We start from the raw sequence: 24068 nt of genomic DNA on the forward strand, positions 1-24068 counted from the left end.
CGGCCCGTCCGGTCAGACGACCGAGTCGTCCTCGTCGCGCATATGCGTGCAGTACACCGGCTCCCCGAGCATGAGCGGCCCCGAGCCGCCTGCACTCCGTGTCGACCCGGACCTGCTCGGTCACACCGACCCGCCCGGCCTCGCACGCGCAGATCGGCCTCCACCCACGCCGCCTGCTCCAGCCCGAGTTCCTCGCAGAGATCGCACCGGCGGCAGTCTGTCTCCAAGCCGTGATCGAGCGACGAGTTCCGTCCGCCGACGTCGAGCGAGCGACCGTTCAGGCAGTACCGGTGCCGCCCGCCTCCCGGACGCACGGGCACATCCAGCGGCGACGGTTCGATCACCTGAGCCGAAGCACCGTAACTATCACCAGCGGAGAGGGGCGCGCCGGCGATTCGGGCCGGTCGCAGCAGTCTGGTTGTCACCATCGACTTGTCACACGTGCTCAGGCGAGCGGAGCGCGCAAGGACGGATCTAGGACGGATCCAGGACGGCAGCCCCTAGCCTCGGTCTCGCACAACGGCCCCGTCGTCAGGCCCGAGGGAACCCATCAGGTACTGGACGGGTACCGGGCACCGGCACGCTGACCGTTGCCAGCCGACATCGAGCCAGCCGTCCGCAACCGCAGGGGCGGATTCACGGAGGCGACTGCGCCGCACCGAGGGCCTCTGCGTCAACGAACCGTCGACTATCCAAGGGGATTGACATGTCACGTTTTCGATTCAAGACCATCATCGGGGCGTCCCTGGCCGCTGCCGCTCTCGCCGCGGCCGGAGCTGTCTCCGCGGCCCCGGCCGCACAGGCCGACACGCTGCGGGGGACCGTGGCCTCCAACGGTTGCGTGGGTTTCCTCGGCAGCGAGTTCGCGGACGGACATGACTGGGTGCACTACACTTCGACAAATCTGACCACCCACACCTGCGAGGTATGGCTGCGCACGTACGTGAACGGCACGAATTACGACCACGACAGGCAATTTTTCGGGGCATATGGCAACGCGACCTCCCGTTGGTTCCTGGACGCGGGGGTGAAGACGGCGGTCTGCGTGGACCAGCCGAACGCGGGCGACTCCGACCGCTGCTCCGCCGCTTACTAGTGCCGGTTTCGGGGGTGGCGGGCTCGCGTCCCCGTCGCAGCCGCCGCAGCGAACTCCGCACCACGCACTGCGCCTGGTGGCGGCCCGCCTATCCTCGACGACCCGCACCACCTCGACGTCGACGTCCTGCACGTGCCCGGCCCAAGACCGGGCTCCCCACCGACTCACCGATCCACACCCGCTGCCACAGACTGCGAGGACGCCAGGGGGCTCAATGCGCCGCGTGTGATGGTCGTTGTGCTGTTTCGTTGATGCTGTGCGCAGGGAACTGCTCCTGCGCACGCACGGACTCAGGATCAGTGCACCTGAACGCCGTCGTACTTGCCGCTGCCGGCGGGTGCGACGAGCGGAGCGGTGTTGGCCGCAGGTTCGAACCGCTACCTGGCCGGCCAGTCGCCCGACGGACGTTTGCTGCTCTGGCACAACGCCGAACTCGTGGACGTGCATCGAGTTGCGGGACAAGCTGCTGCCCGCGATCCATCGCACGGCTATCGGGGATCGGCTCAGGCACCCCTCCCGGCGCTAGCACGGGGGACACTCGACGTCGAACGCCCGTGCCGGCCCGGCCGACCAACGCCGTGCCGCGAGGTCGCGGCGCAGCGCGCAACCCCGCAACTTGATGATCGACGAACGGACCGCGAACCGCGTCAACGGCTCAGTCCGCCCTGCCGATCCGCCGCGAGGGCCGCCGTCTCAGCCCGGCGAGATCCGCGGAACCGGCAGCTCCAAAGCCCGCGTTCATCCGGCCGTCGACGCCCGGCCGTCGCCGCAGCTTCCCGCGGCCCCGGTCCACGCCTCGCCGAGGTCGTCCCAGAACCCGGCCGTGCGCGCCAGATCGTCCCGCGCGCCGCGGTCCCGGCACCGCTCCGCCGCCTCCCGGGCACACAGGCCCGCCGCTGAGCAGTGCGCGACGATCGCCGCGACCGCGGCGTCCGCGTCCGCCCCGAACAGCGCCTCGGGATCCTCGACGCGCTCGGGCAACCCGGTCTCGCCGAACGGCACGGCGACGCGGGCCAGGCAGTAGGCGAGGTCGAACTCGACCGAACTCGCGCGACGGTGCCTCGCCCTCCACCTCGGGTCGACCGCGACCGCGATCCCGCCCGCGTACACGGCGGCGAGTCCGGACCGCAGCACCGCGACCGCCCTGCCGGTGTCGGCCGGATCCACCTCGAACAAGGCCCTCGTCGCCGCAGCCAGACGGTCAACACTCGATGACTGAGCAAGCACGGAACGTATTCTCCCCGCTCCCGGCTCCTCGGCACCCGGCAGGGCATCGAGGAACACGCGGCCGCCGCTCCTGAACCATCGCCAACCGAGGGCGCAGGGGCGAGGAGCGCAACGCCGTGCCCGGCTGCGCGGACGCATAGCCCGAGCCATGCGAGAACGCCCTCGGAACCCGCCGCGGCCGTAGCGGTCCGACGTGGCCTTCGCCACGCCTGCGACGCGGCCGAGAGTGTCTGCACGATCGCCGGCCCGGCGACAGGCATACTCCGGCTCCCCGAACCCCCGCCCGCCATGGCCCGTCGGCTCCCCCGCAATCCGCGCGCGCCACGGATTCACGACGGAAACCGCCTGGCCGGAACGTCCGCAGAACACCGATCGCAAAGGAGCCGACCAAGATGAAGTTCTTCGTCCGCAGCGGGATTCTCGTAGTGTGCGCGGCGGCGGTCGTGGGGTGCTCCGCGAGCCGGGCGGCGCCGGCAGGGGCGGGCAGTTCCGGTTTGGCGGCAGGCGATCCGGCTGCTGCGATGCCCGGCGCGGGCGCGTGCAAGGTCGGCAGCCGGGACGGACAGCCGTTGCCGGACCCGAAGTGCACGCCGGGCGCGGTGAACCCCGACGTCCGCCAGGACACCATCGGATCCACTATCTGCAAGTCAGGATGGACGAAAACCGTCCGGCCGCCGACGGCGAAAACGAACAAGATGAAGGCGGCGTCAGCACGGTCGTACGGCCTGTCGCCGCAGGAAAAAGGCGAATACGACCACCTCGTCAGCCTCGAACTGGGCGGCGCGCCCGACGACCCGCGCAATCTGTGGGTGGAACCGGGAAAGATCCCGAACCCGAAAGACGCCGTGGAGAACAAACTGAACCAGGCCGTCTGCTCAGGCCTGATCCAGCTCGCGGCCGCGCAGAAGGCGATTGCCGCGAACTGGGTGACAGCCTTCGACGACGTCGGTCTCCGGATCGCGAACGGCAAAGCGTGCCTGCGCGACAACCCCAGCAAGTGCGCGACCGGCCGCCACGGAGACCAGGACGGCGACTGACCTGACCGGGACAGGCCCGCGCCGGAGTCCGAGCTTGTCGCCCCCGCACGGCCTCGATGGCCGCAGCGGAGTCCGGCCCGAGCAAGGCTAAGGCGTTCGGGCAGTGGACACGAACGCGGTCTCGCGAGTCCACCGGTCGCCAGAGATCGCGCGCACGGCGCCGCCGATGGAACCCCCGCACAGCCACACCTGCGACAGGCCGCCGGGCAACCGAGGCGGATCGTCCGGGAGCGGGCCGCCGAAGCAGATGTTGCCGGCGGACTCCGGGGAGAAGGCGCTCATCCGCACCCAGAGGAACAGGTGGCGTTCGTCGTGCCCGAGCGCCGCCGCCTTGCGTATTTTCGACTGCATCTTCTCGCTGGACAGCGCGGCCGCGACTTCCTCGGCCAGCAGACGCTGGGTGCCGTCGACGATGCAGCCGATGCCGTCGAGCGTCAGAAAAACGGTCGGCGGGCGATCCCCGGACACCGTGACGACCTCTGCGCGAAGCCCCGCATCGACCCATGCCCGAACCTCCCGGATGCCCGGTTGCGACGGCTCGCCGAGATAGAGCCGGTCCAGGCAAGTGGCGTCGTGTCGCTCGCACAGGCGGAGCACCTCATCCAGCTTCCTGACCTCCGCCGGCGGGAAATCACGCGGTACCGTGACCATCCACGAGCGCCGGAGCCCGTCGACGGTCCGTCGATGCTTCACCTTGCCCAGGACGTTCATGATCGCGGCTTCCGACTCCGGACCGAGGGACGACACCTCCAACGCGGCTTCACGACCGTCGGGGTAGTGCAGCAGCGCGTCCACCGCGTTCTGACGACCGTCGCAGTCGTAGGGCTCGACCCGGACGCCCAGGACTCCGCCGACGATCGCGAACGCGGCCTCTTCGTCCGGACGTTTCTGACCCATGCTCCACAGTCGCGCAGGACCGCGGATTCGTAACGCCAAGCCCCCTGTCCCTGCGCCCGCTTCTTTTCTCCCCCTCGCCCTGCCGGCCGAACTGCACACCGCCCCGCTGCGCGTGCCGCCGGCCCGGGCACCGGATTGAGCCGTGCAGCCGATCGCCGGGCGGATGCTCGCCGGACTGGCAACCGGGTTCGCTGTCGCGGCGGGCCAACGGCTGCTCGATTTGCTCCCGCCCGTCGGCAGCGATGACCGGGGTCTGCAGACGTACCTCGACGCCGGAGACAGTCCTGCGACCTCGGCAGGCTTCCTCGACAACGACGACCGTCAAGGCCCTGATCCGGTGAATCGAGGCGTGCCTGTCATCGCTCGGTTACAGTCACGGCATGAGCGCAGCGTCAAGCCTTGCCGCCGGGCGAATCCGCTGGCACCGGCACGAACCAGCCGGGTGCCGAGGCATGAAGCCGAACAACGGTCCCACCGTCGACGTCCCCCGCCTGGCCAACAATTCGTGCGCGGACGGCCCCCGCGCGGCCAAAGCCGCGGCGCTGCTCCACAACCGTCGCGGCTTCACGCGCAGCCGGGCCGTCGACGCCGCGACCGTCAGTTCCGCTGCGGCGAGCTTTCTGATGCTGGAGGAACAGGGGTTCCGGGCCGCAGGGACCCGGCTGCACGACGCGCAGGAGAGGCCGCGATGAGGCTGGAGGAGATCGACGCGGTGCGTGCGCGGCTGGACCGGGAAACCGCGGGGACGGCCTACGACAGCGACCACGGCTACGACTGGGTGGTGGAAGACCGCATCCTCCTCGACCGGGAAGAAAGCGCGTTCGCGCGAGAGGTCGCGGCGCACGAGCGAGAACAGGCCATCATCGCCGACGGCGGCGATCCGCCGCGGTACGCGATCCGCGTGAGTTCCGCGTTCGAGCTGAAATCCGCGCCGAACCCGGAGGTCGCGGCCTGCCCGGAATGCGGCGCGGACCGCATGCTGGTCCTGACCGCGCTCGGGGACGCGTCGCACCAGGCGTGGGCGACGTGCCCGGCCGGACACGACTGGCAGCACCCGGCCGTCACCTACGACCGGATCCGGCTGATGGTCGACCACGAGGCCGACGCACGGCGCGACCGGCCCGACGACTCCTCCCCCGTGCCGTACGACCCGCGCCGCCTCTACGCCTCGACCGCGAGAACCTACGCGGACGGACGGCGCGCGACGCACGGCGACGACGCAACGGACACAGCCGTGCAAGCACTCGCGAGGACCGGCTTCCCTCCCCGGTGATCCCGCGCACCAACGCACCTTGAGCGCAACGGCGCCGTCCTCACGCGCGACGACCGGCACGATCGCGGCCATATTGTCAGGGCGCGCGTCTAGCCTGCCCGCCATGCCTGCTTCCCTCAGCCTCGACGTCCTGACCGTTGCGGAGCTTGCTCCAGCCCTGGCCGCGCATTTCGGTTCAGGGCAAAGCTTTTCGACCGGCGCTCATCCCGCCGCGCCCGGGGTTTACGTCTGGCCCAGCGGGGAAGCAGTGCCCTACATCGGGTCCGCCCGGTCCTTGGCCGCGCGGCTGGGCAACTACCGGAAGTGGATCTCGGGCTACGACCCGGACTCGTCGTGGGAGGTGACAGTGGTGCACGTGCTCACGGTTCGCCAGGCGCACCCGCAGTGGGCCACCACCTCCAGCCACGCCGAGGCGCAGACGCTCGAGCGACGGCTGATCGAATGGCATCGCGCCTGCGTCGGCACGACCCGCCGGCTTCGGAACGACCACCACCGCGCTACCCGAAGCAGCGGGTTCGCCGCGACGGCGCCTGAACCAGCCTCCCCCGGCTGGGCCGGTTCCGCGTCGCGCCCGCGCGCACGGCACGTCGGCGCATCCGCCGAAACGCGTCGTCGACCCCAACGGTCAAGTGCCGCACTGTCGCTCGTGTCCGATAGCCCGTTTTACTCCGACCGCACCGGGCCGCCGGTTCCCCGCGTCAGCGACGACATCTCGGCCGACGCCGGGAAGGGCTTGGCCGCGGTCGCCCTCTGACCCGGCGCAGCGCTGCCGAACGCGAACAGCTGCAGTTGCGCGCCATCAACCGCCGGGCCCGCCGGATCGACTTCAACCTCCGGCAGCTCCTGCAGCGCCCCACGACTCCGGCCCCCGGACACGCCGACGGCGCCGCGTCGAACCGCGACCGCTGACCGGGCATGCTGGGGCTCATGGGAAAGGGAGAGGTTCCGGTCGAGGCGCTCGACGCCGTCGCGGCGGCCGAGCGGGCGCGGGAACTGCGCGCCGGCATCGAGGCGCAGACAAGGCTGGCAGAGGCCAGCGCGGACGACGCCCCGGACGGGGAGTGCCCATACCGGCGGGCGGCGGACCGGCTCCGGGACGAGCTGGCGGCGGTCGAGGCGCGGCTGGCCGAGCTGGAGGGCCGCCGACTCTGGACGGCGTGGACGTCGGCGCTGGCCTGGAGCGATGTGCTGCACACCTGGTTCGAGCAGGACGCCCCTGCCGGGGCGCGGCCCGAGCACGGCCTGGAGCCGGAGCAGGCGGCGGACGCGGTGCTGGTGCTGGGCGTGGCGATCCAGCGCCTGGCCGACCGGAACCGGCTCGGCACCGGTTTCCCGATGCGGCGGCTGCATCCCGGCGAACTGGCCGGCGTGCCCACCGGCGACCTGGCCGCCGCGGTCGCGGAACCCGGGGAGATCGCTGGACTGTGGCGCTCCGGCGCGACCCGCCGCGGCACCCTGAGCAAGCTGGGCCCGGACTCCTCCCCGGACCGGTTCGCCCGCGCCGACTACGAGACCGGAATGCGCCGCTACGCCGACGACATCCGCTTCGGAGCCAACGTCCACGACCAGGCCGGACCGCCCCACCCCGCCACGCCGTGGGGCAGGCTGACCCTGCACTGCCGCGCCGTCGCCGCCTGGCACCACGCCCACGCCGCCGCCGTCAGCGACGACGAGCCCACCCTGGCCCAGTGCCTGCGAGCCCGCGACCGCGAGCATCGCGACGCGGCGCTCGATGCCGCACGCCTGCTCTGGGGCGACAACCAGTACTGAACCCGTCGGAGCGGCCAGGGCTCGGGCCGCGGACCCGGGCAACGCCGACAGCAGACGTGGCCGTTGGACAGCCCCGCGGGAACCTGCCCGCCCTAGCCGCCCTTGTCCGTCGTCCCGACCTGCGCGCCGACGCACGTCTTTCCTGGGCCGGAGGGACGGCTCGGCCGCTCGGCCGCCGCCTGCCGCCCAGCGTCGGGTTCGCCTCGGACGACGCGCACCGGCCAGCGTCCGCGCAACCGCTGCGGGGAGATGGCCGCCTCCGCTTCTTCCGCGGTGCGCCAGGACTGGCTCGGATCATGCCGGTCGAGGCTGGTGGGCGTGAGGAGCCGCGGCACAGTCTGCATCCCGACGCGCTGCAGAAACCAGCCGTCGACGCGGGGACTGCACCGTGGGCCGAGCGCGCGGTCCCCCGCGAGATCAGGATGCACCGTGTCCGCGGGCCGGGACGCCGGGGCTGCCTCCAGCCAGCACGGCGGAACGTTCCCGCTGCCGTCGGTCGCCGCCCGCCACGTCCGGTACAGCGCCGCTCGTTCCCAGCGTTCGTGCGAGGTGGAACCCCGCTGCGGCCATTCCTCGCGCCGCGCCGCTGCGGGCCCGGAGTCCCCGCGGTCCGCGACGCTCGGCGTCCAGCCGATCCGGGCAGCGTCGAGCCGGTCCTGCCCGGTTTCGCCGGCCACCAGGAGGTCCTCGCCCGTGAGCACGATGCTCATCACCAGTTCGGGGGTGATCACGGGGTTGTCCACCCAATGCCCCCGCTCGCACAAGCCGCTCGCCCGTACGACCCACTCCTCGGGAAGCGACCACACGACCAGGCCCCACCGTCCGCACGCCCCGCACTGCGGGCACACCACGCGATACCCGTGCCACGCCATCGAACCGACCGACAGCGCCAACCGGATGTCCGCGCCGATCGCAGGCAATGTCTCCAACTCCGCACCCCCGCGCGAGTCCGCACCATCCCGACAGCCCTGCGGCCGTACCGTCGTTCCCTCCGACGGAACATCGGCGTCGTCCGAACGCCGTACCCGGGATCTGACTCACAGTATTACTCTGCTCCGTTTGGGCGACAAGCCCAGACCACCGGTGTTCCGGAGGCATGGCTGGCGGGCCCGGTCCGTCCGCCCCTGACACCGGGTCCTGGACCTGACGGACTGCGTCGCTGCGCGCCCGGCGGCCCAGGTGCCCAGGGGCTCCAGCACGCCGGACCTCGTGTCGCGCCCGGACCTGAGCGATCAGCCGCGCTTGGACCGCCCTCGCAATAGGACGAATCTAGGACGATCGGCGGACCCGGGTCCATAACGTCGTGCAGCCGGGCCCCGCACAAGGCCCGACGACGAGCGAGGACGCCGGGGGCCTCGTGCGGCGTCGCAGGGTTCGCCGGCGACGCGGCCGCCCTCACAGAGAGGAACCCGGTCCTTCGTGCCCTGTGCGCAATTCACCCGTCCATCCGAACAGAAAGCACTCGATCATGAGACTGCGTCGATTCCTCACCGCTTCCGTCGCGGCCGCCATTGCCGCGGCCGGACTCCTCGGGAGCGCCACGAGCGCCAATGCCGACCCGCTCCCGTCCTTCTGGGCGGTGATCGACACCGGCGCTCATGTGGGCATCTACTGGCAACCCTATGACTCGCCCGGCAACAAGGTCGGGCTCGCCGACGACAGCTACGGAGGCTCGGTGGACATCGATTGCTGGGTCTCCGCCGGACAGGTCGGCACCGCCGGAGATGTGTGGTACCGCACCTGGAAGGTCTCCTACCCCAACCCGAATGGCTCCACAGTCCCCAACAACGGCACCGATCCGTGGTGGACCTTCGCTCCGTATGTCAACAACGCGTGGCACTTCCACAACCACATCGTGCCGCCCTGCAAGTGACGCCCTGGCCGTACCGACACCGCACGGACACCGGCGCCGCAGACTCAATGGCGCTCGTCCAGGTGCGGACAGCCCCACGTACGGCTCGCGGCACTCCACCGTCGTGCAGGACCGCGGTGTCGTAACGCCGAGCCCCCGCGACCCGAGCGCCCCGCGGCCGCTTCCTGCCGTCGCCTTTGCCCGACAGGATCGCGACCCGTCCACGAAGCGTCAGCGTTGGCGAACACGAGCAGACGCGGCCGCCCGGGGCACAAGGTCTCGCAAGCTTTGGGCCGTCCCCGCAGCAGGCCCGGTTCGCGGGGCTCCGGGGCCGCCGGGGCCGGTTGTGAAGTAATCCCAGAACGACCTCGGCGGGCTGTCCCTTCCAGCCCGAAGGAACAGCCCGCAGACGGCCGATCTCGGTGCGGAAGCCTCGCTACCTGTCAGCGGCGATCGAAGCCATCTGCGGCCGCGATCAGGTTCTCGAAAGGACGCTCACCCCGGAGCGGAACCGCCTCACCGCGGCGGCACTCGGCATCGAGATCAGGCTCAGCACCGAGCAATACGGTTCCCTTACACCACATCCGGCCAAGGATCGGCACCCGAGCGCGGAGAGTCCACCAGCCCGGCGCCCGCCTGCGACGCAGCCGTTCAAGCCCGCCGGGCTCGCCACCGATGACCGGCCGTGCCGTCACCTCCCGCGACGTCGTGCGTCACACGACAATGCGGTGCCGAATGCGACCCCCGCGGATTCGGGCGGACGGTCGGCCCGCGGGCGGCCGATAATCCGCCACCACCTCTGCATCGCACCCGACTTCGACATGCCCACCTCGTCAGCGGCTTCGGCATAAGAGAGACCGAAGTCTTCGATCAGTTCCCTGATCAGCTTGTCCGGGACATCCGTGCGTCCTCGCGGACCCCGACGACGACGCGGCACGTCCGATCCGGCCAGCCACCGCCACACCGTCTTGGGATCGACGCCCAGCGCGTCGCCGATCTCCCGCGTCGTCATGTTCTCTCGTAGAGCGCAAGGGCGCGATACCGCCGGTTTGCCACAGCTCGATCTCCTCCTGGCACACGAAATCTCCTCCTGGCACACGAAATTCGCGCCTGGAAGACAGCAGCTCAGCAGCAGCTGAAGCCGCAGCGCGGAAAGCCGCCCGCAATGGAGTCCAGGTCCGCCGAGGAGCTTACGCCCGCGACGCGGCGAACGGCGAAGCAAGGAACCTGTGAGATTGCCCGCCGTTGACCGGTTTTCGCCTGAGCGCGCCGTTTGCGGCGGTTGCAGCTGAGCGGAGGGTGAAATTTTCACGGATTCCTCCGAATGCCGGTGGTGTTTGACCGGATGCTGTCGGAGTCTGTCGGCCTTGCCCCTGGGGAAGGAGATCCCGATGTCTCGCATTGCACGTTTCGCGGTCCCGGTTGTCATGGCGGCCGGATCGTTGTTCCTGACCATGCCCGTCGCGCATGCCGCCGCGGCGGCGCGCTCGGCCGCAGTGCCGGCGGCGAGCTGTTCGCAGTCGTATCTGCCGCTGCCCGATCCGAAATGCACGCCCGGGGCGACGAACCCGGACGTCACCCAGTCCACGATCGGCTCGACGATCTGCCAGTCCGGCTGGACCGCGACGATCCGGCCGCCCGTGAGCTACACCAACGGCCTGAAGAAGCAGGGCATCGCCGACTACGGCTACGCCGACACGAACATGAGCGACTACGAGGAAGACCACTTCCTCCCCCTCGAACTCGGCGGCGCTCCGAAGGACCCGAAGAACCTCTGGCCCGAACCGCATTCCGGCAACGAGAACTCCGCCAGCAAGGACTCGGTCGAGAACGCGGTGAAAAAAGCCGTCTGCGCGAAGAAGGCCACCCTCGCTGCGGCCCAGAAAACCATGCTCGCCGACTGGACCACCGCCGAATCCAAGCTCGGCATCGGCTGACTCTTCGCCCGGGCGGAGGCGCGCACCGGCCCTGCCCGACCGACAGGCTGCGTCAGGTGCAGGTTTGCTGGTTGAGGTTCACCCCGAACGGTGGACAGGGGCTTACCCAGTTCAGGCAGCCGCTGACAGTGATTTCTCGTAGGCGTCGGGAGTGAGCATCCCGATCGAGGAGTGCCGCCGCTTACTGTTGTAGAAGAGAACCCAATTGTCAACTGCGGCAACGAGTTCTGTCTTCGTCGCGTAGACGTGCCGGTAGTAGTGCTCGTGTTTGAACGTCGACCAGAACGATTCCGCCGGGCTGTTGTCCCAGCAGATTCCGGTCGCGCCCATCGATCGGCGCAGCCCGTGACGGAAGCACGCCTGCGCCGTCACGTTCGCCGTGAACTCGCCGCCGCGGTCGGAATGCAGGATCGTGCCGCGGCATCTGCCGCCGCGAGCGGCCACCGCGTCGTCGATCGCGTCGGTGACCATCTCGGCGCTGATGCGGTCGGATATCCTGTAGCCCAACACTTTTCGGGAGTGGCCGTCCCGGACCGCGCACAGGAACATGTCGCCCTCGCCGCATGTCAGATACGTGATGTCGGTCAGCCAGACCGCGTCGGGCCGGTCCCGGTCGAAGCAGCGGTCGACCAGATCCGGCGGGAACGACGCGGCCGGATCGACGACTGTCGTCTTGACCTTGAACGTGCGCGGGCTGATGCCCTCGAGCCCGATCGACGCCATGATCCTGGCGACGGTCTTCGCCGTCACCGCCTCGCCGCGGTCGCGCAGTTCGGCGGTGATCCGCGGCGACCCGTAGGTTCCGCGGGAGTCCCGGTGCACCTGGGCGATCTTCACTTCCAGGTCGGCACGGCGCTGCTGCCGCGGCGTCAATACCGTTGCCGCGACGCGTTTCGCGTGCGCGTAGTAGCCCGCCCTCGACACACCCAGCAGCCGCGCCATGCGCCGCACCGAGAACCGCGTGCGCCGGGGCGAGGAGGAGGTGTCGGCAAGCTCTTCGGGGCCGGCGTACTTGGCCATCAGAGCGAACCGGGCCGGTTCTTCTGCATCGCGGCAAAGGCGAGTGGCCGGGCGGGATCTCACCGCCCGGCTCTCTCAGAACCGTGCGTAAACCTCTCGATTTACACGGCTCCCATCATCCAATCCTGACCGTTCACGTCGGCACCGCACCGAGACGCCAATGCGCGAACAACAACGGATACCGCTTCGCGATACCAATCAGCCACGCCCACGCCTGCTTTTTGCGCCGCTTCAACGTCTTATACTTCCGCATGGCCCACTTCACCAAGAACTCGTTCAGGCCAGCGAACGCCGCATACAACTCAGACTTATAGAACCGCCCGTAATAGGCGATCCATCCAGCTGCATGCTTGTTGATGTAGGTGATGATCTCTCGGAAGGTCATGTCACTGCGCCGGTGGAGACGCCAGCCCCGGATCACACGTCGAATCCGAACCAGGTTGTCCCGGCTGACCGCAGGCGAGAAACTGACAAAGAACGTGCCATGCTTCCTGCTCTTGGCCAAGCGGGGCCGGAAGGTATACCCCAGGAACGTGAACTGCTCATACTCGTGGGAGTACGGACGGCCCGAGTCCTTGCAATACACCAGGCGGGTCTTCTCCGGATGCAGCTCCAGCCCGCACTCAGCCATCCGGGCACCAATCTTGTCCAGGATGAACGCGGCCTGAGCTTTGCTGCGGCAGTGCACCACCATGTCATCGCAATAACGCTCGAACGTGACGTCGGGATAGGTTCGAGACATCCACGCATCGAACGCATAATGCAGAAACAGGTTGGCCAACAACGGTGAAATCGCCGAGCCCTGCGGGCTCCCACGATCCCGGCGTGTCGTAGTTCCGTCGACGTGTCGCATCGGCGCCGCCAACCAGCGACGCACATACAACAACACCCACCGAAGGTCGGTGTGACGTTCGACCGCGCGCATCAATAGTTCGTGGTCGATGGTGTCAAAGAACGCCCGGATATCCAGATCGATCACCCAGTCGTTCTCCCAGCATCGCCGCCGAGTCACGGCCAACGCATCATGCGCCGACCGACTTGGGCGATACCCGTAGGAGTCCTCGTGGAAAATCGGTTCCACCTCAGGCTCCAACACCATGCAGACCACCGTTTGCGCGATCCGATCCGCCACGGTCGGTACCCCCAAAACACGGACACCGCCTGCCTTCTTCGGGATCTCAACGGCACGCACCGGCGGCGGAAGATAGCTACCCGACGACAACCTGTTCCACAGCTTATAGAGGTTACCTTTCAGGTCTGCCTCAAACTGTTGGATGGACTCGCCGTCAACCCCCGCCGCACCTTTGTTCGCCGCGACCTTCCGATACGCCTCCCACACCAGACGTTTGGAAATATCGAACGGCTTGGATCGTGGTTCATTCACCGACTCCTCCCACCAAGGTGGTTGATCGGCGCCTGAACCTGGATGATCCGTCCCCTTCGCTCCCCACCCATTACAGGAGGTTCATCACTACTACGAGACGGTCCGCCCCTGTGCTCTGGACCGGTACTCTGCCTCTCACGGTTTCTGCCGCTTGAGGAACTCCCTTCACCCCGCCAACAAGGCGGGGATTCCAGAACGACAGGTTCTCCTGTTCCATGCAAGAGCCTGGATCGTGCTCGCGCCCTCTTCATGCCGGACACCGCCAGAGCAGTAAACAGGGTATCTCTCTGACTTATCCCGGAACCGCATACACATCCCGGTTCTGATGTCACCTTAAGCATTTCGACACGTCAACAAGGGTTCGGTTTTACTCGCCTTCACGATCCACACCTGACGGGCTCGTTGGCTCGTCTTTTCCATGACGCTCACCACCCCGGCTCTTGACCGACGCAGCTCATGGTGGTTTGTCATCACCGCCTGCACGGCGACGACGGAGGGCCTACCTCCATCTCTCACACAGCACCACCAGTCCACCGGACGCACCTACGCGACCAGCGACTGCTGTTCAGGACACACGTACGCCGAAGCTTTTACCAGGAAGGCGTTGTCCTTCTCCAGTTCGGCCACCTGCCCGCGCAGGCGCAGCAACTCGGCCCGCTCGGCCGCCCCCAAGGGCTTCTCGCCGTGGACCTCGGCCGCGGCGATCCGCCGCCGCTCGTCCTTGACCCAGACGCTCAACATGCCCGCGTCGATTCCCAGCTCGCGGGCGACCTCGGCGATCGTCCGGCCGGAATCGATCACGCGATGAGCAGCCTCGACCTTGTACTCCGCCGTGTACGACCGGCGCTTGCGAGCAGGCATGCAGACATCCTTCCAGCAGGACGACTGGTCCTGCTAACTCGGTGTCCACTGCCCGGGGTGAACCTCAGGTACGGCAGGCCGGTGCCTGCGTAGCGGGCCCATTCCTCGGGGTTCAGGCCGCGTCCGGTGCGCGCGCACGCGTGGTCGGCGGGGCGGTTGAGCAGGTCTCTGATTCCGGTCGTGTCCCACAGGATCGTGGTGCGGTCGGTGCTTCCGGTGGCGAGGGTGTGCCCGTCCGGGCTGAACGCCAGTGCGGCGACATGGTCTGTGTGACCGGTCAGAGTGGCGAGTTGGTTGGGTCGTGTCGGGTCGGTGACGTTCCACAGGGACAGAGTGTGGTCGCTGCTGCCTGTGGCGAGGATGTGCCCGTCCGGGCTGAACGCCACCGTTTCGACGGTGCCGTTGCCGGCCAGGGGCGTGCCGAGTTGGTGGGCGTTGGCCGGGTCCGTCACGTCCCACAGGATCACGCTGTGGTCGGCGCTTGCGGTGGCGAGTGTGTGCCCGTCCTGGCTGAACGCCATCGCGGTCACCGAGTCGATGTGGCCGTGCAGAGAGCTGAGCGGGGTGGTCATGTTCGAGTCAGCGATGTCCCACAGGTACGCGCCGCTGCGTCGGCCATCTTCGGTGGCGACGGTCCGTCCGTCGGGGCTTAATGCGATCACGCTCTGCGTTCCGGCGCGGTTATCCGATTTGGGGCGCAAGCGAGGCCATTCCGGGTTTGCGACGTCCCATAGCTCGACAGTGCCGATGCTTCCGGTGACGAGGGTGTGCCCGTGCGAACTGAACGCCAACGCCCGCACCGGATGTGGGGAGCCGGAGCCGGGGAGAGTGCTGGCTTGGCGGGGTTGTCTCGGATCGGTGACGTCCCATAACAGGACTGCGGTGGCGTCGACGGATTCGACAGGGTCGTCGGGGTCGTCATTGGGGCGGCCCGAGAGAGTGGCGAGGGTGTGCCCGTCCTCGCTGAACGCCACTGCCTTGACCGGACTGGTGTCGGGCAGAACACTGAGCTGGCGGGGGTGTGCCGGGTCGGTGACGTCCGACAAGACCGTCGTGCTGTCCCGTCCGCCGGTGGCGAGGACGCGCCCGTCCGGCCTGAATGCCTCCGTCGTCACCGCGCCTACACGACCGGTCAGGGGTGCGCCCAGCTGGTTGGGCTTCGCCGGGTCGGCGACAGTCCACAAGACGGTAGTGCCGTCCAGACTGGCGGTGGCGAGCGTATGTCCGTCCGGGCTGAACGCCACCGCGGTCACCACGTCTGTGTGGTCGGTCAGAGTGTCGAGCGGGCGGGGCTGTCTCGGATCGGTGACATCCCACAGGATCGCCGTCTTGCCCGGGCCGGAGGCGGCGAGGGTGCGCCGGTCGGGGCTGAAAGCCATCACGGGCACCGAGCCGGTGGAGCCGGCGAGAGTGCTGAGCTGGCGGGGTCGTCTCGGATCGGTGACGTCCCACAACAACAGGCCGCCGCTGCCGCCGGTGGCGAGGGTGTGTCCGTCCCGGCTGAACGCAGCCTCGTCAATCTTGTCGGCGCTGTGCAGGACGCCGAGCTGGTGGGGTGTTGCCAGGTCTGCGATATCCCACAAGATCACGCTGTGATCGCGGCTTCCCGTCGCGAGGGTGTGTCCGTCCAGACTGAACGCCACTAAGGCGACCGTGTTGCCAGTGTCGGCGTCGCCGGTCAGGGGCGTGCTTTGCGGACGGGGTTTCGTCGGGTCGGTGACGTCCCACAAGACTGCGGAGCCGTTGCCGTCTTCGGCCGCGAGGGCGTGCCCGTCCGGGCTAAACGCCGCCGAGACCACCCACCCGTCACCGGAGGTGGCAGCAGCGAGCCACCGGGGTCTGGTCGGATCGGTGACATCCCACAAGTTCACGCCGCGATCGCGATCGCGGCTTCCCGTGGCGAGGATGTGTCCGTCCGGGCTGAACGCCACCGCGTCGGTGCGTCCGCCGGTCGCCGAAATGCTGAGCTGTCGGGGTCTACCCGGGTCGGTGACGTCCGACAAGATCACGATTGGCTGGTCGTTGCCGGTGGCCAGGACGTTCCCGTGCGGGCTGAACGCCGCCGCGGTCACCGAGCTGTCGTGTCCGGCGACCGTTCCGGCGTAGCGGCTGGCGGCCAGGGTGTTCGCCAGGCTTGCCTGTGTCTCGGTACTGTGGTCGATCTTGTCGGCCGCGATGCCCAGCATCAGTGACGTTCGCGGTTGACTGGCGCGGAGGCTCTCGGCCTGGCTGACCAGGCCGCGCGCGGTCGCGACACGCGCTTGCTGCTCGGCCTTCTCGGTCTGATGGGCGGCGATGACCGCGGCGCCGATCGCGCCCGCGAAGAGCACGGCGAACACTGCCGCGACGGTCCTGTTGAGCAGTGTGCGTCGCCGGTCGGCACGGATGCTGGCGTGCAGGAACTGTCGTTCCGGCGAAGTCATGTCGGCGGCGTGGTCCTGCGCCCACGCACGGGCGGCGGCCAGCCGGGTTCCGCGGTAGAGCGTGGCCGCGCTGCGATGCTCGCGTTCCCAGGCGTCGGCGGCGTCGCCGAGCTGCTGGTGGACGATCAGGCCGGCGCGGTCCTCGGCCAGCCAGTCCGCCAGGTGCCGCCAGGCGCGCAGCAGGGCCTCGTGGGTGATCTCCACGCTGTCCTCGGCGACCGTGACCAGCCGGGTTTCCACCAGCCGGTCGAGCACCGGGCGTGCTGACTCGTCGTCGCCGACGAGCGCGGACATCGCCACCGTGCGGCGGGTGTCGTCGCGGCCTTCCCCGACGGCCACCAGCCGCAGGAGCAGTCTGCGCGCGACGCGCTGCTGGGGAGCGGTCAGGTTTTCGAACATCGTGGTCGCCGCGGTGTCGATCGCGCCCTGGACCCGGCCCGTCTCCCGGTAGCCGGACACGGTCAGGGTGTGGCCGCGCCGTCGCGTCCACGTCGCCTCCAGCGCGTACCCCAGCAGCGGCAGGGCTCCCGGCGGGTAGGCGGCGGGCAGCCGCGCGGCGTCGTCGTCGAATCCGGGGCGGTCCGTCGTCTCCGGGCCCTCGGCGGGCACGGGGAGCGGCTGGTCGGCGCCCAGGTCGGTCAGCATCAGCTCGACCAGGCCGCCGGCGAGGGTCAGCCCGGCCGCGGCCGCGGGTTCCGTCACGGCCCGGTGCAGCTCGTGCGCGCTCATGGGGCCGACCACGATCTGGTTGTCCTGCAAGATGTCGGCGAGGCCGGGTTCCTCGGCGCAGGCGGAGAAGAAATCCGCCCGCAGGCCCGCCACCACCAGAGCAGGCGGCGTGGCCGTGTCTCCGTCCACCCGGGCGGCCGCCGCGCGCAACGCGGCGACGAACCCCGCCCGCTCGGCCGGGTCGCAGCCGTGGGTGAAGATCTCCTCGAACTGGTCCACCACGAGCACCACCCGCATCGGGTGCGATTCAAGACCGCGTTGCCTGGCCTGGTTGACCGCGGCTTGGCGCACCAGCAGCGCGGCGCGGGCCGGGTCCGGCCGCACGTCCTCCAGCGCTTGCCCGGCCGGGATGCCGGCCAGCAGCGCCACCCGCGCGACCAGGTCGGTCAACGGCTGCGACCCCGGCGTGAGCAGCACGTGCGGCCAGTCCTCGGATCCGGGCACCGGCACGTCCCCGCGGACGAGGGCGGGCACCAGTCCCGCCCGCAACAGCGACGACTTGCCCGCCCCCGACACGCCGACGACGAACAGCGGCACGCCCCGCTGCTGCTGCAACGGCAACTGCTGGACCAGCCGGGCGGTCAGTTCCTCCCGGCCGAAAAACCACTCCGCCTGGCTGGGCTGGAACGCCGCCAGCCCGGGATACGGACACACCCCGGGCGCCGGCGGCTGTTCAGGATCCTCGCCCTCGCTCTCGCCGTCGTCGGTCCCGGCCGGCTCGGCCCGGACGACGGTCTGTCCTTGGGCCACCTGCCGGCGAAGCTGCGCCATGTCCACGGCGATCCGCTCCACCAGGTCGGTGTGCGCCTGCTGCGCGATCCGCTGCGCCGACAACTGCCGATCCACCAGCTCGAGCACGCGCGAAGTCTCGTCCAGCACCCACGCCGGCGGGGCGGGAGCAGCGGAAGACCCGCCCTGCCCCGTCGCCGGCACCGGCGCGTCCATCGCCTCGCGCAGCGTCGCGGGGTCCCCCAGGATCAACCGCACCAGTTCGCCGGCCAGCTCTTCCCGCCGCCGCAGGATCACCGGGTCGGAACTCTGCGCCCACTCCGGCCGGCCGGCCATGTCCGAAAGCGCCTCGGCGATGTAGTTGTCGTGCGCGCCGGCGGACAGCAGCCGCAAAGCGAGATTGACATGGATGTCCCTGGCCTGCACGACAAAACCCGTCGCCGGACCGGAGATCGTGTTGTGCGTGCCCGCAGAAGGACCCGCGGTCCCGCCGTGTCCGTCGGACGCCCTCGCCGAATCAGCCAACGACTCCCCCATGGATCCGCGCCTTCTGCAGCTTGCTGTTGCGTCGGGCACCACGCATTCACGAGACACTAGCGCAACCAGCGCCCGTCGTTTCCGGTCCCGCCGAGGAATGCAGCAACCCAGCCGGCTCCGGGCTTCCGGGGCGGCACCGCCGAGTGCTCCTGCGGACGACGAGCAACACGCTGACCGCCATTGTTCCCCTGCGACGCAAGCAAACGCGTCGGGCGTGCTTCCGCGTGCAACGGTTCTCATGCCGCCCTTCCGCACGATATGCAGGAAGGCTCACCGGCAGGCTTCCCGTGACACAAACCCGGCGAACACAACCTCGAGTTGACTCCGGGCCTCCGGTGGCGACGCTTGCCGTTGTCGCAGAGGGACCTTATTCACGATTTCTCCTCAATTCCGCGACTCGATTCCGTTTTCCTTCTTTTCGCTGCCGGTCGCTGAGCTGAGACCCGTGGCCGTAACACCCGCCGCGTGTTACGGAGAACGGCGGTGTCGCGATGACAGTGGGGAGCAAACGTTTCGTCGTACGAGACAGCGCATTCCGGGGAACCCCGGCCGCGTGGCGCGCCGCGAAACCGTTGCCCGGCTGGCGGTAACGCACGTCATGCGGGGTCTTTGACCAGCGCGGATCAGGATGTGCGATCGAGCAAGCGTTCCTCCGCGACGTGGGCGCGGCCGACGCTGGCCTCCTCGATGCGGCCAGACGCGGCGACAGGACTGCGCGGGGCCGGATCGCCGCCGGGCGCCCGGTGCCGAGGAAGCACGTGCGGGGAGACTGCGCCGGAGGAGGCACGCTCTGCGCCTCCGCGGGTTCCGCGTCGAGGTCAGCAGACCCTACGCAGCCGCATGAGGCACAGAGGCGATCGAGAGATGTGGATGTGGGAGAACTGGTGCTCGTGGCGAACGCCGGCACCCGCTGACCGGAAGCGCAACGCGGGAAAACGACCGTCCCCGGCCATGAGTGACCGGTCGAAACCGCCGGTGTGGACGCGGATCTGGGCCGGTGACACCTGCATCCACGAGGCCGTCGGCGGTCGTGGGCGCCCGTGGCGGATGTGGCTCGTGGCGGATGTGGCTCGTGGCGGACGACGTGCCGAGCGACCCGCTTCCTGCCGGATGGCGGTTCTCGCCGCGATACGCATCGACGAGGGAGACGTTGTCGGCGATCCGGGCTTCCGACACCGGACGGGACTGGACGAACCGCCGCAGGAAACGGCCGCCGGCGACGGTCGTCCTCGTCGCGCGGCAGAAACGGGGTCCAGTCACAACAGCTGTAGCCACAGCTGCCGGTTGTCGCCCTGCAACTCTGCGACCTGCACGCCTGGCAGCGATTGCCCGCGCCTGTGATCGAAAAGAGACTCGAGTCGTCACCAAGCGCGGCGTGGCACCGGCTTGACCGCAGCACCTGGGGGCGCAGGATTCCGATTGAGGATGCCCGTAGCCGGTCCCCCGCGTCCGGGCCTCGGGTCAGCGGCAGTCGCGGGCCGCTTTGCTGCTCGGGTGCCCGGTCCGCGCGCACACGGGCATGTTTCGCGGTGTCAACGTGCGTGGCGACGCGTCACGGTCTCTTCCACTGAGTGCGGACTTCGTTCCCGAATGCATCCGTCTGCTTGTAGACCGTTTCCGGCGATTCCGGTGCTGGCCAAATGGCGAGTCGGTAGAACTCGACGGGGATGTCGGCCCGGGATCCGGGAGCGGTGTCGCGGCCTCGTGCGTGTACGCGCAGTCTGTAGGTGCCGGGTCCTACATGGCCGAGTTCGAAGAACTCCGTCGGCGGGTCGCTTCCGAGGTCGTGGACGAGGAGGTCGCCCTCTTCCGATTCGATCGACACCTCGGCGACGTCGTCCCAGTCGTCGAGTCCGATCGAGTCGGGTTCGGCGTCGAGCACCTCCAGGGTCACGGTCACCCGGCCTGTCGCAATGCCGGTGAGGACCACTGCCCCGCTGGAATCCGCCCCCAGGAGACCGTTGGCGGCGGCCAGTCGCGGGGTTGGCCCGTCCTCCCCGCCGTAGTCCCGGACAACGAAGTTCCCGTAACTCACGTACAGGTCAGCGGTCGCGGTCCCCACCGGCTTGCTCATGCGCCCCTCCTGGGCTCGGCTAGCGGATCGTCACCCAGAACGGGTCTTCCTCGAGCACCCGCTCCCGGTTGTAGAACACCTTCAACGCGGTGCCGCCGTTGCGGTTCTGGTCCCTGTCGATCATGTCGATGTCGTACGGGCCGTAGGCTGCGCCTTGCCACGTCGACTGGAAAGGGTACTCGTCGCAGTCTTTTCCTTTCGGTCGGGGCAGGCTCGCCGGGCACGCTTTGTCGTTGTTCTTGTCCTTGACGCTCTGGGCCATGGCGCGGGTGAGCGGGGCGGGCGGGATTCTGCCTTTGACGCCGGGCAGGTTTTTTGCCTGCGCTCGCTTGATGTGCCTGGCCAGTTCGGGGAAGGGCCCGTTGAGCTCGTAGAACATTTCCGGTATCGCAGCCGACACCACGCAACCGGCCGCCTGCTGTTTCCACAGGACGTTGTCGCAGCGGACGTTCGGGGCGTCACCGGCGTTGCTGATCTGGAGGTTCGTCCACTTCGGGTTGCTCAGCGTCGTCTCGCCGCCGAGGACGCCGTTGCCCATCTCATTGGCTTGGTATTTGTTGGACACGCCGACGACGTACCCTTCCCAGGGTTCTTCGCCGGGTGCTCGCTGTTTCGCGATCTGCGTGGGCCAGAACTGGTTCTCCACCTGGCAGTCGCCGTGGCACCAGCCGGTCGCGGTCACCGTTGTATTGTCCGCGTCGCCCCAGATGTTCTCGAAGGTCTGCACCGCCTCGTACTGCCAGTCGATCTTGTCGTAGTCGGTGTGCAGATAGCCCAGCTGGTTGACGCGCATGCCGCCGACAGGCTTCCCGCCCGGGACCGTCACCACCTCGATGTTCCAGACCGACATCCCGCAGACTTCGAACCGCGTTGAGATGACGGTGTCGTTCGTGCACCACTCCGGGACCGGGATTGTTCCGCTGGCCGGCACCTTGGTCTTCTTGTCCGCCAGCGCTCGGGTAATGCAGGCGACCTGGCCCTGGGAGCCGAACGCATGGGCCTTGATCTTGGCCTTGACGGTCTGGCAGTCGTCGGTCGTGTGGAAGGTGAAGGGCGGCCCGACCTGCGGTGCCGGGGGCGCGACAGCGGCCGGGGCGGGCGGAGCTGTGCTTCCGGCGGGCGCGGCGTCGGCGGCACCGAAGTGCAACCAGGACAACGCCAGAAGCGACGCGACGCCGACCGTTGCCTTCCGCGTAAAAGTCAGCCGTCTTCGCCCTGGTTGCCAATTTTTCCGCACTGAACAGATCCTTTCGTTGCTGTTGTCGCATTGAGTCGGATAATTCCGCGTCGGCAGTTCATGCGGGGACAGCATGACCCGGATCGGCCTGATGTCCTCGCCGCGCAAGTCGCCCACAATTTTCGTCAACGTGCCCTCTGTCGACCGGCGCGATCAAATTACAAGCACGTGCCGACTGTGTCCAATCGCATCGGACACAGTTCGCCTGATGCGCCCAACAACGCCGACTGTGCATCAGCACGGCAACGAGACCGCTCGAGTCAGCTTGTCAGAATGTGCGAAATCCACAGAAGTACTCGACGAGTTTTACGCATTTCCGCCCCATCCGTTCCTCGTTGGACTATGTGAATGAGCAGGTTGCGCATTCGGAGTACACCTCCACGGGAAACGGCTTGCTCTCGCAGCCGGACAGAAGGCCCGAGGGGTGTTGCGCGCGTGAACGAGGAACTGTTTCGTGCGCGGGACGACGTCGTGCTCGACGGGATGCTCTCGAGGTTCTCCTGCAAGAAGTTCGACACCTCGATCGGGCGGATCTCGCCGGCCGGGTGCGCCTTGCGGGGTGCGCCGGCTTGCGTTGCTTTCGGCGCAGTCGCTGCCGCGGAAGTTTCCGCCGTCTCGGCAAACCTGGACGTCGTTTTTGGCCTGTCGTCGAACAGGGCGCGTCGGGATGCGCGAGGTCGCTTGCCGAGTGCGGCGCAAGAGGCCGCAGGTCGCTGTTCTGCGGTAGTTCCGGCCCCTCCGCGCGATCTCGGATATGCGGGAGCATGGACGCCGGCCGTCACGCGCCGGCTTGCACGCCGTGCGCCGGAGCGGCTGCGCTAGGAACGCCCGGTTGTGACCGATGCGGTTCTGGACCGACGGGCCGCCACCCGGGCGCCGAAGGAGAACCCGCTCCCATGACACATTTCAGGCGAGTCCGGAAAACCCCGGCTCCGGCAGCGAGACCTCGGTCTCGTGCACTCCGCCGCCTGGCGGCGCTGGCGGCATGCGGCATGCTCGCCGCGGCGGTGCCCGCGGCGACGGCCGGGCCTGCGCAGGCGGCGTTCCCCGTGGACAACGGCAAGATCTTCTGCACCCGGAACTCCGCCATTCTCTCGATGAACCCGGACGGCACCGGGATCACCGCGCTCACCCGCGCGGGCGCTTACTCCTCCGGTTCCCCGCGCGTGTCCCCGGACGGGACCAAAGTCGCCTTCACACGGGGCTCCGGCCCCGACGTTCAAGTCTTCACCATGAACCCGGACGGCACCGAGATCACCCAGCTCACGTCCGGAGCCTACGCCGGCTCCGGGTCGCTGACCTGGTCCCCGGACGGCGCCAAAATCGCCTACAGCAACAGCGGCAGACTGACGGTCATGAACGCCGACGGCACCGACCCGGTCGCGCTCGGCGCGAGCGGCGACTACGCCGATTGGTCCCCGGACGGCACCAGGATCGCCTACAGCTCAGGCGGACTGATCTACTCCGTCAAGCCCGACGGCACCGGAAACGCCCCTCTTGTGAGCATCCCGGGCCACACTGTCTCCGGTCCGCGCTGGTCCCCGGACAGCACCAAGATCGCCTTCTGGGCATACCAACTCGATCCGAGGTCGGGCACCTTTATCTTCACGGCGAACGCCGACGGCACCCACCCGACCAACATCTCCGTCAACAGCAACAATGCCGACCTGTTCCCCGTCTGGTCCCCGGACAGCGCCCTGATCCTGTTCATGGACGGCTATCGGTACCGGCTGCTGACGATGAACCCCGACGGCGCCAACCGGACCCCGATCCACACCGACGACGACTATCCCGTGCCCGGCGACTGGGCCGCATTCCCCGACCCAAACCCGCCCCGCCCCTCCGGCCGGACACCCGGCGGCGCCGTCGTGCACTCCGGCGCCGCACCGGCGACCTCGACCGCCGCGAACAGCCCGCACGGGCCCGCCGTCAGCGACCGTCAGGCTGTGCTCGGCGCGCGGCGTGGCACCCCTTGACGAGACCAA

19 protein-coding genes are annotated in these 24068 nt (G+C 68.8%); 9 read left to right on the forward strand and 10 right to left on the reverse strand.

Annotation, left to right across the window (positions count from 1 at the left end):
* Positions 1-706: 706 nt before the first annotated feature.
* Positions 707-1096 (forward strand): hypothetical protein, encoded by a 390-nt coding sequence (locus ACZ7OI_RS16575; protein WP_470265052.1) that lies wholly within the window; start codon positions 707-709, stop codon positions 1094-1096.
* Between the two features lie 738 nt (positions 1097-1834).
* Here ACZ7OI_RS16575 and ACZ7OI_RS16580 read toward each other — a convergent pair.
* Positions 1835-2272, reverse strand: a complete 438-nt coding sequence (locus tag ACZ7OI_RS16580) for a hypothetical protein (RefSeq protein ID WP_470265053.1) — start codon at positions 2270-2272, stop codon at positions 1835-1837.
* A 443-nt stretch (positions 2273-2715) separates the two neighbouring features.
* On the opposite strand from ACZ7OI_RS16580, the gene ACZ7OI_RS16585 reads away from it, so the two are divergent.
* Positions 2716-3360, forward strand: coding sequence for a hypothetical protein (locus tag ACZ7OI_RS16585; RefSeq protein ID WP_470265054.1), 645 nt, complete (start codon positions 2716-2718; stop codon positions 3358-3360).
* Positions 3361-3447: 87 nt separating this feature from the next.
* Here ACZ7OI_RS16585 and ACZ7OI_RS16590 read toward each other — a convergent pair whose 3' ends face one another.
* Positions 3448-4257: a hypothetical protein gene (locus ACZ7OI_RS16590; protein ID WP_470265055.1), complete on the reverse strand. Its 810-nt coding sequence runs from the start codon at positions 4255-4257 to the stop codon at positions 3448-3450.
* A 380-nt stretch (positions 4258-4637) separates the two neighbouring features.
* Here ACZ7OI_RS16590 and ACZ7OI_RS16595 point away from each other — a divergent pair, with 380 nt between their 5' ends.
* The 4 genes from ACZ7OI_RS16595 (at position 4638) to ACZ7OI_RS16610 (ending at position 7300) form a co-directional block, all read left to right on the forward strand.
* Positions 4638-4949 carry a hypothetical protein gene (locus tag ACZ7OI_RS16595; protein WP_470265056.1) on the forward strand — a complete coding sequence of 104 codons (312 nt, stop codon included), beginning with the start codon at positions 4638-4640 and terminating at the stop codon, positions 4947-4949.
* Entirely contained in the window at positions 4946-5530 is a 585-nt protein-coding gene (locus ACZ7OI_RS16600) for a hypothetical protein (RefSeq protein ID WP_470265057.1), read from the forward strand. The genes ACZ7OI_RS16595 and ACZ7OI_RS16600 overlap by 4 nt, the downstream gene beginning before the upstream one ends.
* A gap of 103 nt (positions 5531-5633) precedes the next feature.
* Positions 5634-6284 (forward strand): GIY-YIG nuclease family protein, encoded by a 651-nt coding sequence (locus ACZ7OI_RS16605; RefSeq protein WP_470265058.1) that lies wholly within the window; start codon positions 5634-5636, stop codon positions 6282-6284.
* Between the two features lie 173 nt (positions 6285-6457).
* Positions 6458-7300: a hypothetical protein gene (locus ACZ7OI_RS16610; protein ID WP_470265059.1), complete on the forward strand. Its 843-nt coding sequence runs from the start codon at positions 6458-6460 to the stop codon at positions 7298-7300.
* 92 nt (positions 7301-7392) lie between these two features.
* Here the strand turns inward: ACZ7OI_RS16610 and ACZ7OI_RS16615 are convergent, their stop codons facing one another.
* Positions 7393-8229 (reverse strand): hypothetical protein, encoded by an 837-nt coding sequence (locus tag ACZ7OI_RS16615; protein ID WP_470265060.1) that lies wholly within the window; start codon positions 8227-8229, stop codon positions 7393-7395.
* Between the two features lie 539 nt (positions 8230-8768).
* On the opposite strand from ACZ7OI_RS16615, the gene ACZ7OI_RS16620 reads away from it, so the two are divergent.
* The gene (locus tag ACZ7OI_RS16620; RefSeq protein WP_470265061.1) at positions 8769-9173 is read left to right on the forward strand and encodes a hypothetical protein; all 405 of its coding nucleotides are present in this window, start codon (positions 8769-8771) and stop codon (positions 9171-9173) included.
* A gap of 670 nt (positions 9174-9843) precedes the next feature.
* Here ACZ7OI_RS16620 and ACZ7OI_RS16625 read toward each other — a convergent pair.
* Positions 9844-10164, reverse strand: coding sequence for a MerR family transcriptional regulator (locus ACZ7OI_RS16625; RefSeq protein ID WP_470265062.1), 321 nt, complete (start codon positions 10162-10164; stop codon positions 9844-9846).
* A gap of 379 nt (positions 10165-10543) precedes the next feature.
* On the opposite strand from ACZ7OI_RS16625, the gene ACZ7OI_RS16630 reads away from it, so the two are divergent.
* On the forward strand, positions 10544-11089 hold the full coding sequence (locus tag ACZ7OI_RS16630) for a hypothetical protein (protein ID WP_470265063.1): 546 nt from the start codon (positions 10544-10546) through the stop codon (positions 11087-11089).
* Positions 11090-11200: 111 nt separating this feature from the next.
* On the opposite strand, the gene ACZ7OI_RS16635 is transcribed toward ACZ7OI_RS16630, so the two are convergent.
* From ACZ7OI_RS16635 to ACZ7OI_RS16660, 6 genes are all read right to left on the reverse strand, one after another.
* Positions 11201-12109, reverse strand: coding sequence for an IS3 family transposase (locus ACZ7OI_RS16635; RefSeq protein WP_470265064.1), 909 nt, complete (start codon positions 12107-12109; stop codon positions 11201-11203).
* Between the two features lie 133 nt (positions 12110-12242).
* The gene (gene ltrA / locus ACZ7OI_RS16640; RefSeq protein ID WP_470265065.1) at positions 12243-13493 is read right to left on the reverse strand and encodes a group II intron reverse transcriptase/maturase; all 1251 of its coding nucleotides are present in this window, start codon (positions 13491-13493) and stop codon (positions 12243-12245) included.
* 543 nt (positions 13494-14036) lie between these two features.
* Entirely contained in the window at positions 14037-14354 is a 318-nt protein-coding gene (locus ACZ7OI_RS16645) for a transposase (protein ID WP_470265066.1), read from the reverse strand.
* Positions 14291-18772, reverse strand: a complete 4482-nt coding sequence (locus ACZ7OI_RS16650) for an nSTAND1 domain-containing NTPase (protein WP_470265067.1) — start codon at positions 18770-18772, stop codon at positions 14291-14293. Before ACZ7OI_RS16650 ends, ACZ7OI_RS16645 begins: the two co-directional genes overlap by 64 nt.
* A 1552-nt stretch (positions 18773-20324) precedes the next feature.
* A complete protein-coding gene (locus ACZ7OI_RS16655; RefSeq protein ID WP_470265068.1) occupies positions 20325-20846 on the reverse strand; it encodes a hypothetical protein in 522 nt (173 codons plus the stop codon).
* A 19-nt stretch (positions 20847-20865) separates the two neighbouring features.
* A complete protein-coding gene (locus ACZ7OI_RS16660; RefSeq protein WP_470265069.1) occupies positions 20866-22083 on the reverse strand; it encodes a NucA/NucB deoxyribonuclease domain-containing protein in 1218 nt (405 codons plus the stop codon).
* An 896-nt stretch (positions 22084-22979) separates the two neighbouring features.
* Here ACZ7OI_RS16660 and ACZ7OI_RS16665 point away from each other — a divergent pair.
* Complete coding sequence (locus ACZ7OI_RS16665) at positions 22980-24059, forward strand: TolB family protein (protein WP_470265070.1); 1080 nt, start codon at positions 22980-22982, stop codon at positions 24057-24059.
* The last annotated feature ends 9 nt before the right edge of the window (positions 24060-24068 follow it).

The organism is Amycolatopsis sp. NPDC114503 (assembly GCF_055633655.1).

Bases quoted from the DNA above. Each gene is read 5' to 3' on its own strand.
- ACZ7OI_RS16595 (WP_470265056.1), top strand. From the start codon at position 4,638: ATGAGCGCAGCGTCAAGCCTTGCCGCCGGGCGAATCCGCTGGCACCGG.
- ACZ7OI_RS16645 (WP_470265066.1), bottom strand. From the start codon at position 14,354: ATGCCTGCTCGCAAGCGCCGGTCGTACACGGCGGAGTACAAGGTCGAG.
- ACZ7OI_RS16650 (WP_470265067.1), bottom strand. From the start codon at position 18,772: ATGGGGGAGTCGTTGGCTGATTCGGCGAGGGCGTCCGACGGACACGGC.
- ACZ7OI_RS16590 (WP_470265055.1), bottom strand. From the start codon at position 4,257: ATGGGTCAGAAACGTCCGGACGAAGAGGCCGCGTTCGCGATCGTCGGC.
- ACZ7OI_RS16585 (WP_470265054.1), top strand. From the start codon at position 2,716: ATGAAGTTCTTCGTCCGCAGCGGGATTCTCGTAGTGTGCGCGGCGGCG.
- ACZ7OI_RS16610 (WP_470265059.1), top strand. From the start codon at position 6,458: ATGGGAAAGGGAGAGGTTCCGGTCGAGGCGCTCGACGCCGTCGCGGCG.
- ACZ7OI_RS16600 (WP_470265057.1), top strand. From the start codon at position 4,946: ATGAGGCTGGAGGAGATCGACGCGGTGCGTGCGCGGCTGGACCGGGAA.
- ACZ7OI_RS16620 (WP_470265061.1), top strand. From the start codon at position 8,769: ATGAGACTGCGTCGATTCCTCACCGCTTCCGTCGCGGCCGCCATTGCC.
- ACZ7OI_RS16605 (WP_470265058.1), top strand. From the start codon at position 5,634: ATGCCTGCTTCCCTCAGCCTCGACGTCCTGACCGTTGCGGAGCTTGCT.
- ACZ7OI_RS16635 (WP_470265064.1), bottom strand. From the start codon at position 12,109: ATGGCCAAGTACGCCGGCCCCGAAGAGCTTGCCGACACCTCCTCCTCG.
- ACZ7OI_RS16665 (WP_470265070.1), top strand. From the start codon at position 22,980: ATGACACATTTCAGGCGAGTCCGGAAAACCCCGGCTCCGGCAGCGAGA.
- ACZ7OI_RS16630 (WP_470265063.1), top strand. From the start codon at position 10,544: ATGTCTCGCATTGCACGTTTCGCGGTCCCGGTTGTCATGGCGGCCGGA.
- ACZ7OI_RS16575 (WP_470265052.1), top strand. From the start codon at position 707: ATGTCACGTTTTCGATTCAAGACCATCATCGGGGCGTCCCTGGCCGCT.
- ACZ7OI_RS16655 (WP_470265068.1), bottom strand. From the start codon at position 20,846: ATGAGCAAGCCGGTGGGGACCGCGACCGCTGACCTGTACGTGAGTTAC.
- ACZ7OI_RS16625 (WP_470265062.1), bottom strand. From the start codon at position 10,164: ATGACGACGCGGGAGATCGGCGACGCGCTGGGCGTCGATCCCAAGACG.